The sequence below is a fragment of the Pseudomonas sp. VE 267-6A genome (assembly GCF_024126555.1).
Lineage (GTDB): Bacteria > Pseudomonadota > Gammaproteobacteria > Pseudomonadales > Pseudomonadaceae > Aquipseudomonas > Aquipseudomonas palmensis.
This window is the reverse complement of sequence record NZ_JAMYBY010000005.1, coordinates 24775-36936: the sequence shown is the minus strand read 5'-3', so window position 1 is coordinate 36936 and position 12162 is coordinate 24775. Positions and strand designations below refer to the sequence as shown.

At 56.1% G+C, this 12162-nt stretch carries 10 protein-coding genes and 1 tRNA gene; 5 read left to right on the top strand and 6 right to left on the bottom strand.

Translation table 11 applies throughout. The annotated features are described in order from the left end of the window. The first annotated feature begins 911 nt into the window (after positions 1-911). Complete coding sequence (locus NJH59_RS06780) at positions 912-2606, top strand: DUF262 domain-containing protein (RefSeq protein WP_253086564.1); 1695 nt, start codon at positions 912-914, stop codon at positions 2604-2606. Between the two features lie 492 nt (positions 2607-3098). Here NJH59_RS06780 and NJH59_RS06775 read toward each other — a convergent pair whose 3' ends face one another. The 5 genes from NJH59_RS06775 to NJH59_RS06755 form a co-directional block, all read right to left on the bottom strand. Then, positions 3099-3935 carry a DUF4435 domain-containing protein gene (locus tag NJH59_RS06775; RefSeq protein ID WP_253086563.1) on the bottom strand — a complete coding sequence of 279 codons (837 nt, stop codon included), beginning with the start codon at positions 3933-3935 and terminating at the stop codon, positions 3099-3101. Then, positions 3922-5199: an AAA family ATPase gene (locus NJH59_RS06770; RefSeq protein ID WP_253086562.1), complete on the bottom strand. Its 1278-nt coding sequence runs from the start codon at positions 5197-5199 to the stop codon at positions 3922-3924. The genes NJH59_RS06775 and NJH59_RS06770 overlap by 14 nt, the downstream gene beginning before the upstream one ends. Before the next feature lie 990 nt (positions 5200-6189). Next, positions 6190-7518, bottom strand: a complete 1329-nt coding sequence (locus tag NJH59_RS06765; RefSeq protein ID WP_253086561.1) for an integrase arm-type DNA-binding domain-containing protein — start codon at positions 7516-7518, stop codon at positions 6190-6192. 164 nt (positions 7519-7682) lie between these two features. Next, positions 7683-7758: transfer RNA gene (locus tag NJH59_RS06760), tRNA-Thr, on the bottom strand. Between the two features lie 56 nt (positions 7759-7814). Beyond that, complete coding sequence (locus NJH59_RS06755) at positions 7815-8243, bottom strand: pilin (protein WP_253086560.1); 429 nt, start codon at positions 8241-8243, stop codon at positions 7815-7817. A 216-nt stretch (positions 8244-8459) separates the two neighbouring features. On the opposite strand from NJH59_RS06755, the gene NJH59_RS06750 reads away from it, so the two are divergent. The 4 genes from NJH59_RS06750 to yacG are packed head-to-tail and all read left to right on the top strand — an operon-like array spanning position 8460 to position 11360. Then, positions 8460-9668, top strand: coding sequence for a type II secretion system F family protein (locus tag NJH59_RS06750; protein ID WP_253086559.1), 1209 nt, complete (start codon positions 8460-8462; stop codon positions 9666-9668). 2 nt (positions 9669-9670) lie between these two features. Beyond that, on the top strand, positions 9671-10540 hold the full coding sequence (locus tag NJH59_RS06745) for an A24 family peptidase (RefSeq protein WP_253086558.1): 870 nt from the start codon (positions 9671-9673) through the stop codon (positions 10538-10540). After that, on the top strand, positions 10537-11160 hold the full coding sequence (gene coaE / locus NJH59_RS06740) for a dephospho-CoA kinase (protein WP_078479476.1): 624 nt from the start codon (positions 10537-10539) through the stop codon (positions 11158-11160). Before NJH59_RS06745 ends, coaE begins: the two co-directional genes overlap by 4 nt. After that, positions 11157-11360 carry a DNA gyrase inhibitor YacG gene (gene yacG, locus NJH59_RS06735; RefSeq protein WP_043860325.1) on the top strand — a complete coding sequence of 68 codons (204 nt, stop codon included), beginning with the start codon at positions 11157-11159 and terminating at the stop codon, positions 11358-11360. The genes coaE and yacG overlap by 4 nt, the downstream gene beginning before the upstream one ends. Here the strand turns inward: yacG and NJH59_RS06730 are convergent. Beyond that, entirely contained in the window at positions 11357-12046 is a 690-nt protein-coding gene (locus NJH59_RS06730; RefSeq protein ID WP_043860324.1) for an energy-coupling factor ABC transporter permease, read from the bottom strand. The genes yacG and NJH59_RS06730 overlap by 4 nt on opposite strands. Positions 12047-12162 lie beyond the last annotated feature (116 nt).

Genomic DNA, 12162 nt, shown 5'->3' with positions numbered 1-12162 from the left:
GAAATGGTGCGTGGAATACGCCGCCGGCGTACCGAGGCGGAGAGCGGATGCGAGGATCCTGCTCAGAATGCGGATAGGCATGCATGAGACTCCAAGTTTGATTTTGGAGCTACCACGATCCTTCCTACGGGATTGGGTGGCAGCTGTGCATGGGGTAGGAATACCGGGAAACTTGGAACCCGGCCAGGCCGAAGCCTGCCCACGCACAGCCGCCATGACACGTCACAGCAAGCGAAAAAAAACGCCAGCCGTTGTGATGGGGGCGCCTAGTGCATGCGCCAAGTTTACCAGCAGGTTCCTACACCTGATCGCAGATTTTTCTGCGACTGGAGGAATTTATGCCTCGTGGGATCGATTCGCAAGCGCTGAGGCGGGCGGAAATTTCCTAGAATTTTGAAGGAAATAGGATCAAAGAATTGATTTCCTACAACCTGGATGTACGGCGTCCTCTTGCAATTTACTTTCCGAACTCCAGTATTAAAGAGACAAAACGAGACAGACAGAAACAACAAAACCCGCACTATGCGGGCTTTGTGAGGTGGTGCGTAGACGGTCATAGACTTCTGGAAGCTGGCCTCTGGTGCGGAGACAGACGGACGGTTGTTGGTAGTGAGGGCTCGGTTTTAGTAGGGCTGGAATTTGGTGGATTTTTCGATGTACCTCAAAGGTTATCTATAAAAAAATCAGCTATTTATGGCTTTCGGTGGAATCGAATCGGGAATTTTTGGGCTGTTTAAATTGGTGCCCAGCGAGAGCAGGAGATTGTATACCGCTTGGCCATTGAGCCCTAACCGCGAAGCCCTGGGGATGCTGACGGGGCCAAGCAAAATAAATGTAGTGCCCAAGCATGCAAAAAAGCACCACTCAAGCGATGATGAGGCAAAACGCCACCACCCATAAGGACATACCTCTTGGAAGCCTCTTCAACCATTCGCAACATGCTGGCCAACAACCGCATCGTCGTGCCCACATATCAACGCGCTTATGCCTGGGATACGCCAGCTGAAGGTTCAACCCGCGTCAGTCAGACAGCGGTATTTCTATCCGACCTGGAAGCCTATCGCAGCAGCAACTCCCGCAGCCCTTATTACTTTGGCCATTTCCTATTTGAGCAGACACAGGGAGAGTACCGGGTAATTGACGGCCAGCAGCGCCTGACCACGATCACGCTGTTTCTAGCTGCATTGTTCGCATGCCTACAAGCCAAGCGCGCACTCACCGAAGATGAGCAGGACTGCTACAAAGACATGATCAAGCGGGAAAGTCAGATCCGCTTCAAGACGGTCGGTTACGACAACCAGACCTTTGTCGATTATGTGATCAACCAGTCCAGAACCGTCGCCCCTGCTTCGCTGACCACATCTGCCCAGCGGCTCATCAATGCTTTCGACTTCTTCAAAAAGAAGCTGGGTTCTCAGCCTGAAGCCTTCCTGACCGACATGCTGCGAATCGTGTCCCAGGCATCATGCAGTACACACCCAGTGCGGGACGAGGCTGAAGCCATCCAGATGTTCATCTTCCAGAACAACCGCGGCAAGCGCCCATCCAACCTTGAGGTGGTTAAGGCGCAGTTCATGTATGCCATCCATCTTCACAGCGAAGATCAACAAGCGCGGGACAACCTGATCGAAGAGATCCAGAACCGCTTCGAAACCATCTACAAGTCGATCTCGGCAATTGATTACCGCATCAATGAAGACGACGTGCTGCAGCACACCTTGCGCGTTCACTTCAATTCGCTGTGGGAAAGCGGTGCGCTGGACCGGATTGAGAAAATGCTTACAGCAGAGTCGCCTCTTGAGTTTGTGAAAGACTTCACCAGCTCACTGGCCACCAGTTTCGAACATTTAACGGCATTTTTCGGCGCTGACGAGCGAAGCAGTTTTCCGATTCACTCACTGGTGAGCTTGGGCGGAATCGGGATTGTACTGCCATTTATTCTCAAGGCCTACAGCTTTGGTCTTCCTCTCCCGGACAAGAACCAGCTTTGTGTTGCCTTTGAAAGCCTGATCATCCGACATCGCCTGATTGGCACTCGTGCGGATATCACATCCCGCATTAATGATACTTACGAGGCATTTACCAGTGACGCACCGGCGATAGGGCCTATCCTTGAGAACATCGAGCGTCTCAAGACTGTAGGCAGTGGGTGGTGGGCTTATTGGAACAATGAAAAACTGGCAGAGGCTCTAGAATGGGGTATCAGACACTCCACCGCTAGGCACCTGCTATGGAAATACGAAGTGCACCTGGAAGGACAAGGTCAGCGCGGTTATGAGCCGCGGCGTAATGACGACATCAAGCGTCCAGAACTGGAGCACATCGCCCCAACCACCGAGCCCACAGCTAGTCCTCATGGTTACGGCGCCTACGACGAAACCTTCAAGAGCGAATACCTGAACTGCCTCGGCAATTACCTTCTGGTGTCAAAGTCCCACAACTGCGCAGTGGGAAACATTCCATTTGCCGAAAAGTTGGAAACATACCAGCACAACTTCCAACAACGGGAAATAGCAAAATTTGTCAGCGCAGGTAGTATTTGGGACCAAAATGCAATCCAGATCCGGCACGACAAAATCGTCGCAACACTGATGACTGAGCTTTAAGTAAACCAAACTCTGACCTCAGTCATAAAAATTATGACTGAGGTCATGTCATGGTGGAAAGACACCGCCCCCAAATACACCCCTGATTAATGGGGATTTTGTTGATTTCCGACAGAGGTTTATGGAAAAGAAAAACCGGCTAGAAGGCCGGTTTAGAGTATTTCCATAATATTCAGCGGAATGCAGTGGATCTGGATGTGGTGCGTAGACAGGAGTCGTATCACCGCTCAAAGCTCTGAATTTATTCATATTTACCCATCATGGCAAATTCCCTTATCCCAAAAATTATCCTCAGGCTATTTCTAAGTAACGAAACGCTATGGCACGAGAAGAACAATGAAAAGTACAAAAAGCGGTTTGTCATGCGTAAACCAATTACAACGCATGCCTAATTAATATAAAATAAACCTCAAGCACATCCATATGCATAGAGGCCATACTTACATAATAACAACCATGTAGAATAGCAAAATCCAAGCGCAAACCACAATCCTAGATATTCGCCACTTCCACACTATAATACTCATAATGCGGATGCAGATTATTGAATACGCTACCAAAGCCCAACATAAGGCTACTCGTAAAGCTGTCATTGTTAACAGATTTACTCGCACCATTTCCAGCAAGCACTCGATTCACCTTCTTCATTGCAGCTGTAGCGAGAAAGTGGCCCCGCATAAAATCAAGAGCCCGATTACCAGTCGCTGCAAATACGGCCTTTGTTGCAGCCATATGAGCGTGCAAGTTAAGGTTAGCTGCATGCCTAACTACTTCCGCGCCGATCCTGGCATCACATGGGGTGCACGACTTCTGACTAGTCATAAACCTCGTGCAATTATCCGAAAGTACCGACTCCCCGAGTCCATTAATTTGATTAGCTGCATCATAGAAGATTAAATCTTCAAAACTGCTCTCCAAACCTTCCATCCAATCGTCAAAATCCACCTCCGATATCGTACCGACTGGGCCCCGACCGTATACCCTTGCAAGATGAACAAGCCCAGGTGACGTGATAAGTGTATTTTCAATTGAGTGACCATACGTCACAACAACATCTGGAACGGCGACATAGTTCAAGTCCAGCTTATTAAAGTCTGAGTCCCTGGCCGCAGCCGAGTCAATATCGTGATTAGCAATTTTGACAATCTTTTTCTTCAGTTCTTCCACACCGCCTACAGACTCTACTTTATACCCGTCTTTTCCGAAGGCACTTAGAATGGACTCCCAGAAGATGACATCATCGTCACCTTCAACATAAAGCATACGATTCTGGCCAAAAAATGCCGCCCGAACATTCAAGGCCTCATCCGAATACTCAAGCCCGGCCATTGATGACACCTTTCATATCAATGATATTATTACGATATTTTGAAGCCACCTCCGGCGAGTGAGTAGCTGCAATTATTTGAGCATTTTGATTGAGCTTCTTAATAGCAGGTATAATTTTTCTCTGCCAGTCTATATGCAATGAGAGTTCAGGCTCATCAGCCAGATAAACATAATGCCTTCCTCTCTGAAGCAAGGCTTCTGCCAGAAGAATTATCAATTGCTTCTCCCCCGAAGAAAGTTTAGCTATTGGAATTTCTTCGCAGTCACCCTCAGCACTGCTAACTTTCAACTCACCAGAGCTTATACTAAAGCTTTTATCTGGAATGAATTCTTTAAGCGTAGATGTAAACTGATTCATCTCGCTATATATATCAAGCGTTTTCTCTTCTGCCCTGAGGGACATCTCTACAATATTTTGAGTCCTCAAAAACGATTCAATGGCAGTGAAATGCTTATCTTTCATATCCTTGGCATTATGCGTATAGAAAACTTTAAAAGCCTCATCAACCGCCGCTATATGCGAAGAAATTTTCTTCTGAGTATTTGTATCGCTTGCTCCAAGCCTTGTATAAGCATTAACGAGCTTCCTCTGCTCTTTATCTTTCTCAAAATTTGCTGGCACTCTTCGGGAGCTTGTGGAGCTTTCGGTAAAAAGGATCGACGCCAGCACGTCTTTTTGTAGAGTCGACGAAATCTCGCGTGCCTTAACAGAAAGTTCGTATTGATATTTTGTTATATCTGCCCTTAGTTGTAGAAGCCTGAAATCAATAGGCGATATCAGCCGCCTGCCTGCTCGATCCTTGATTTCATAATCTTCCGAGTTTTTAAGCCGATACACTGAGAGGGATGACAAACTGATAAGTTCAGCAAGACAGCTACGCACAGCTGCTGCCTCTTCTAGGATTCGTTTCTTGAACCCCATTGGCACGCGAACTTCGTCGCTACTAGCGATGGCCCTAAGAGAATGCCGCCTATTTGAAATCTTATAATCAATGGAGTGAAAGTTAAAACTTGGACCGTCACTCTTTGACACTCGAATTAATCGACTCTTACTGCCATTAACAAGCTTAATAGTAATTGTAGTGAAATCATTCTCTGCCAGCTCTTCTAAATCTACCGTCAAAGCTGCGTGCAGCATATTCATGAAGGTAGTTTTGCCAGTGCCGTTACGTCCAATGATGATGTTCACATCATCATTAAATGTGCATTTGGCATCCAGTCTATGCCAAAAGTTATCTATTTGAACTTCCCTGACAGTGTACATTATAGCTCCGACTTATTTATGGTCTTCCACGGCATAACTCAGACACGACAAGCAGGCCCAATGCCATCACTGAAATGTACTACATCTCTTTCTTGCCTTGAAAGCCTCTGTCCAGTCCTCGCCCCACGTCATCCCGCCAAGAATGCTGAGTGTTATCAGGGATCAAGGCCCCTGCGACCTGTGGGGAATGTCCTCTACGCGGGACTGGCGGCTCTTTACGTCCGAGAGCAAGGGCATCTCATGATCTGGCCTCCTGAGCACCGTTACCGGTGGGCGGGTGGAGGCTGCATTGGCTGACGAGACCAGTGCCGCGAGATCCTGAGCCGGGTGAACGCAGCAATGCGATGACCGGGGCATGCCTGACCGTCAGTCAGGTGCAGTCCATTCCGTGGTCTGCGGCACCATCATCTGCAGCGCTGTTGCTGGTGACAATCGGCGTTTGTCACGCCGATTGTCACAAGGGAAGTTGCCGCAAAGCCAAGTGCGATGAGGGCTGCAGCAGTGCTAGAAGCGCCCGTCTCTTTCCAGGAGAAAGAGACGGGCGCAGGTTGGCGCAAGATTCGGCCAAGCGGATAGGTTGCTGCAGGGCAGCGAAGTAGGAAGTGCTGTCTGGCGCACGAGGGCCATGATCTGAAGTAGGCATCCATCACCGGGGAGGTGACCGGGCGAGCTGCCGGACGCGAATCGCCATTTGGGGGGAGAACCACCGCAGGAGCGGCGTGACCTTGAAGGCTCGGGTCACCTGGGTTGCTGTCATCGACAGCGCTTGCACGGCCAGTTCTACGCCTGTGGATAAACCTGGTCAAGGGTCGAAGTTCAGCGTTATTGGGGACGTGAAAAGCGGTTATCCACCGTTGGAATTCCGTGGTAAATCCCGGATAACGCCGTGGCTTCTAGCTCTTCAAAGTGAGGTCCATCCAAACAGGGCGGCTTTGCAGCCCTGTTTGGATGGACCCGCGTGAAAGAGCAGCCAGCGCCGATCTCGCAGACTCACCCGCGATTAAAAGCGCCATGGCCATTTGACAAGGCGGTGACGTTATCGCCCACCGGATGGGCAAACTCATGCGGAGTGACATGGCCCGATCTGTTGGCATCGATGTAGTTACTCCACCACGCCATGATCAACCGACGCTGCTCCAGAAATTGGGCCTTGTGGATATACGCGGCGCGCACGCGGTTACGCTCCTGATGGCTCATCTGCCGCTCAATCGCCGCGTCCGTCCACAGCCCTGACTCGAGCAAGGCACTGCAAGCCATGGTCCTGAATCCATGTCCGCACACGTCCTTGGTAGTGTCGTACCCCATATTGCGCAGCACCTGGTTAACCGTATTCTCCGACAAGGGTTTCCAATACCTGTGGTCACCGGGCAAAACCAGTTCAGAGAAGCGATTCAAGCTGCGCAGCTGGTCAAGGATCTCGATGACTTGAGGCGACAGCGGCACAATCTGTATGTCCCCACTCATCTTGGTCCCGCGCGTGGAATAGCGAACGCCTTCAATCGGCTTACGGGCATCGGGGATTTCCCACATCGCCCGTTGCAGGTCGAATTCATCCCACCGCGCAAAGCGCAGTTCACTGGACCGCACGAATACATGCAGCGTCAGCAGCACAGCGAGCCGGGTCAGTTCGCGACCGGTGTAGTTGTCGATTCGATCCAAAAGTTCAGGAAGGCGGTTCAGCGAAAGTGCAGGACGGTGCACGGTGCGCGGCGCTTGAATCGAGCCGGCCAGATCGAGCGCCGGGTTTTGAGTGATCTGCCGCGCCCGCTTCGCGCCCCGCATGATCGTGGATAGATAGTTCTGCACTCGCAAGGCGACATCCATGGTGCCGCGATCCTTGATTCGCTGAGTGACCTCAAGGAGATCATGGGTGTCGAGCTCAGCGATAGGCCGCTGGCCAATCAATGGAAACACATGGGTGCGCAACCTGCTCAGCACCGTCTTGGCATGGCTCTCAGTCCACCGTCGGGACATTTCGACGTGCCACTCCAAAGCAACGGTTTCAAACAGAAGACTCGCCCGCTGAGCAGCGATCTTGGCCTTCTGCTTTTCTTCCATCGGATCAAGGTTATCGAGCAACAGAGCCTTAGCCTCATCGCGCTTGGTCCTCGCGACGGCCAACGAAACGATGGGGTACTTGCCGATGATCAGCGTGCCTTCCTTGCCGCTGGGTTTGAAATACCGTAGCCGCCAAGTCTTCGAGCCACTGGGTGCGACGTACAGGTACATACCCCCGCCGTCGAACAGTTTGTAGGCGCGATCACGCGGTTTGGCCGTGCGGCACTTGAGGTCGCTGAGCGGAGTGGCTAGGCGTGGCATAGGGGTACGTTCTCCATTCAGGAAAGACGCTGTACCCCAAAAATACCCCCGGTTATTGGGGATTTTGTTGGTTCCCGACGGAGGGTCGTGGAAACGAAAAACCGGCCAGATGGCCGGTTTAGAGGGCTTCCAAAGCATTCAGCGGAATGCAGTGGAGCTGGATGTGGTGCCGGAGACAGGAATCGAACCTGCGACCTTCGCGTTACGAGTGCGCTGCTCTACCGACTGAGCTACACCGGCGTGGCGACAACGCTACCATTGCCGCCACGCTTTCGCAAATCACTGTTTATCAACAGCTATTGCCCACCACTCGCCTGCACCGCAGCGCACCCGGCTGGGGCCAGGTCGGCCTCGATATCGGTGCTGCACGCCCAGCCCTTGGCCGAACGGGCCCAGGTCAGGTGCTTGCCCGCCACCGGCGCCGGCGCATCCACCAGCACGCATGCAAGGGTGCCCACACCAGTCGCCGCCACGCCCTGCGCACTCAGGGTGCAGTTGGCCGTGGTCGGCTGGCCGCCAAGGGCGGCGACATCGGCCACGTCCTTGCCCTGGTTGATCTGCACTTCGAAGGCGGTCTTCAATGCCGACACCTCGGCCAGCGCCGCGGTGGCCTTGGCCCGCGCCTGGTGGTTGGTGTACATGGGCATGGCAATGGTCGCCAGAATGCCGATGATCGCCACCACGATCATCAACTCGATCAATGTAATACCGCGCTGTCCCTTCATGGGCACTCCCCTCGCAAAAACTCACAAATCCCGCCACGGACACCGCCGCAGACCAGCGCGCCAGTAGGCCCGAACAGACACCTTTTGTCACCCTGCGGGTGCTTAACCCAGCACCGCGCTCGACTACTCTAGTGGCCACCGGGCGGGATTGCCCGAGCCTATCACCCTGAAGCTGTTACAGGGTTTGTGACTGTCCACCGCTGCATGGAGGTAGCGATGAACCACAAGACAAAAACCTATGCCTGGCAAGGCATCGACCGCTCCGGCACCCACGTGAGCGGGCACAGCAGCGGGCAGAACAGTGCGCTGGTGAAGGCGCTGCTGCGCGGTCGCGGCATTCGCCCAACCCAGGTGAACGCGGCACGCCGTATTACCCTGCAATTGCCCGCTTCGCTCGGCGCCAAGGACATCACCCGCTTCAGCCGCCAGCTGGCAACGTTGTTCAAGGCCGGCGTGCCGCTGCTGCAAGGGCTGGGCATGATCGCCGAAGGCGCCAACAACCCAGCGCTGCGCAGCCTGCTGGGCACCCTCAAAAACGATATCGCCGCCGGCTGCGGCCTGGCCGATGCGCTGCGCAGGCACCCGCGCCAGTTCGACAGCCTGTATTGCAACCTGGTGGCCGTAGGCGAGCAAACCGGCTGCCTGGACAGCCTGCTCGACCAGCTGGCAACGCTGCAGGAGAAACGCCAGGCGCTGCGGGCCCGGCTGAAAAAGGCCATGGTCTACCCCGCGCTGGTGCTGCTGGTGGGGTTGGGGGTGGCGGCGCTGCTGTTGCTCAAGGTGGTACCGCAGTTTCAGGCCATGTTTGCAGGCTTCGGCGCGCCGTTGCCAGCCTTCACCCTGGGTGTCATCAACCTGGCCGAATGGCTGGGGCAGTATCTGCTGTGGGTGCTTGGGGTAATGCTGGCCACGGGATTTGCCCTGCGCCGCGCCTTCGAGCGTCACCAGGCGGTGCGTTTATGGGTGTTGCGCCAGGGGCTGCGCATGCCGGTTCTGGGGCCGGTGATGCAGCATGCGGCGCTGGCTCGTTTTGCGCGCACCCTGGCGACGTCGTTCAGTGCCGGCGTACCGCTCACCGAAGCCCTGGGGCCGGTGGCCGCCGCGTGCGGCAATACGCTGTACGAGCAAGCCGTTCTGCGGCTGCGCCAGGCCATCGGCAACGGCCTGTCGATGAGCGCGGCGATGCGCAACGAGCCGCTGTTCCCGTGCCTGGCGTTACAGATGTGCGCCCTTGGCGAGACATCCGGCACGCTCGACGATATGCTCGACCGGATCGCCAGCCACCACGAAACGGCCGTCGACGAATGGCTCGACAACCTGGCCAGCCTGCTGGAGCCGATGATCGTGCTGATTCTCGGGCTGGTGGTGGGCAGCCTGGTGGTCGCCATGTACCTGCCGATCTTCCAGCTGGGCGATGTGATCTGACTATGGACCTGTTCGAAACCCTGGCCCGCCAGCCGCTGGCCTACCAATGCGTCGCCTTGTTGCTTGGCCTGATTGTGGGCAGCTTCATCAATGTGCTGGTGCATCGCCTGCCGATGATGCTGGAGCGCCAATGGCGCTGCGAGGCCCGTGAAGTGCTGGAGCTGCCCAGCCCGGCCGAGCCACGTTTCGACCTGATGCTGCCCCACTCCCACTGCCCGCACTGCCAGCACCGCATCCGCGCGTGGGAGAACATCCCGGTGCTGAGTTACCTGTGCCTGCGCGGGCGCTGTTCGGCCTGCAAGGCATCGATCAGCCCGCGCTACCCGCTGGTGGAGCTGACCTGCGCAGGGCTTGGCCTGTTCGCGGCCTGGCATTTCGGCTTCAGCGCCAGCGCAGCGGCGTTCATGCTGTTGAGCTGGGGCTTGCTGGCAATGAGCCTGATCGATATCGAGCATCAGTTGCTGCCCGACGTGCTGGTGCTGCCGCTGCTGTGGCTGGGCCTGATACTCAATGCCTTCGAGGTGTTCGTGCCGCTGGACCAGGCGCTGTGGGGCGCCGTGGCCGGCTACCTGAGCCTGTGGACGGTGTACTGGCTGTTCAAGCTGGTCACCGGCAAGGAGGGCATGGGCTATGGCGATTTCAAGCTGCTGGCCATGCTCGGTGCCTGGGGCGGCTGGCAGATCCTGCCGCTGACGCTGCTGCTGGCCTCGCTGGTGGGCGCGCTGCTGGGCCTGGTGCTGCTGCGCCTGCGCAACCAGCAGGCGAGCACGCCGATTCCGTTTGGGCCCTATCTGGCCATTGCGGGCTGGATCGCGCTGCTCTGGGGTGGTCAAATGACCACTTCCTATCTGCAATTTGCCGGACTGCAATGACCACACCCGCCTTCACACCCTGGATTCTCGGCCTCACCGGTGGCATCGGCAGTGGCAAGAGCGCCGCGGCGCAACGCTTCATCGAGCTGGGCGTGCACCTGGTGGATGCCGACCAGGCCGCACGCTGGGTGGTCGAGCCCGGGCGCCCGGCGCTGGCCAGCCTGGTGGAGCATTTCGGCCCCGGCGTGCTGCAAAGCGACGGGCAACTGGACCGCGCCGCCCTGCGCCAGCTGATCTTCAGCGACCCGGCGCAACGCCGCTGGGTGGAAGCCCTGCTGCATCCGCTGATCGGCCAGGAGATCTTCAGCTACCTGGCCAAGGCCGAGTCGCCCTATGCGGTGTTCGTTTCACCGTTGATGATCGAATCGGGCCAGTATCAGCGCACCCAGCGCCTGCTGGTGATCGACGCGCCGCAGGCCTTGCAGATCGAGCGTACACTGCAGCGCGACCAGACCAGCCCCGAACAGGTGCAGGCCATTCTCAAGGCGCAGACCAGCCGCGAAGAGCGCCTGCGCCATGCCCACGACGTGATCGTCAACGACCGCGACCTGGCCTGGCTGCATTCGGAGGTCGACCGCCTGCATCACTTTTACCTGACTTTGCGTGGAGGCCAAGCATGAGCCAACCCCTGACCGTAGACTGCCCGACCTGTGGCGCCCCTGTTGAATGGAGTGCCACAAATACCTATCGGCCATTCTGCTCCGACCGCTGCAAGCTGATCGACCTGGGTGCCTGGGCCGCTGAAGAGCACAAGATTCCGGTGGCACCGGATGCCGAAGACGAGCTGTTCTCCGGCGACTTCAACCCGCGCGAACACTAACCGCGCGGTTCGTCGTCCTTCCACGGGGCCTGCAGGTAGCGGGTCCGGTTGAAGGTTTCCAGCCACTCGGGGCAGAACACCACCAGCGCACTGATTACCATGCCGTTGATGAAGGCCTCGGGGAAGATGATCAGCCACAGGTAGCCGATGAAGTCCGACAGCCATTCGGGCATCACGAAGATACCGTCCAGCCACAGCCAGCCAAGGCTGGCCAGCAGGCACAGCAAGGTCGCCAGCGCGGCGGCGAAAAACCCCGAACAGAAGATGTACACGAACAGGTTTTTAGGCTGTGCGCGCTCCACCAGTATGGCCACCCCCTCCGTCACCAGCACCGGCAGGCCAATCAGCAGCAGGCCGTTGACGCCCATCGCCGCCAGGTCCTGACGCCCCAGCGCCACCAGCCCCACCTGCGCCACCAGGCCACCGACGATTGCCAGCGGCCAGTCCAGCAGCAGGGTCACGGCGGTCATGCCGATGAAGTGGTACGACACGCCGGTGTCGAAGTCGCGGCGTACCAGCCACAACGCAAACAGCGCGAAGATGGTGCCGAACAGCAGGTGCTGGCGCCGCCGGTCGGTGAACAGCTCGACCCACGGCGCGCGCCACACCGCCCACAGCAGCAGCGGCACATAGCACAGCCAGCCCAGCAGCAGGCTTTGTTCCGATAACACTTGTGCGCCAATCACGGCTGTCTGCCCCTTGTGTGCATTGCGCCCGACGATGGCTCATTCTACACACCGTTCCATGGCCTGTTGCCGCCATCCACCGGGCCTGGAATGCAGCGTTGTCATGATTTGGGCGC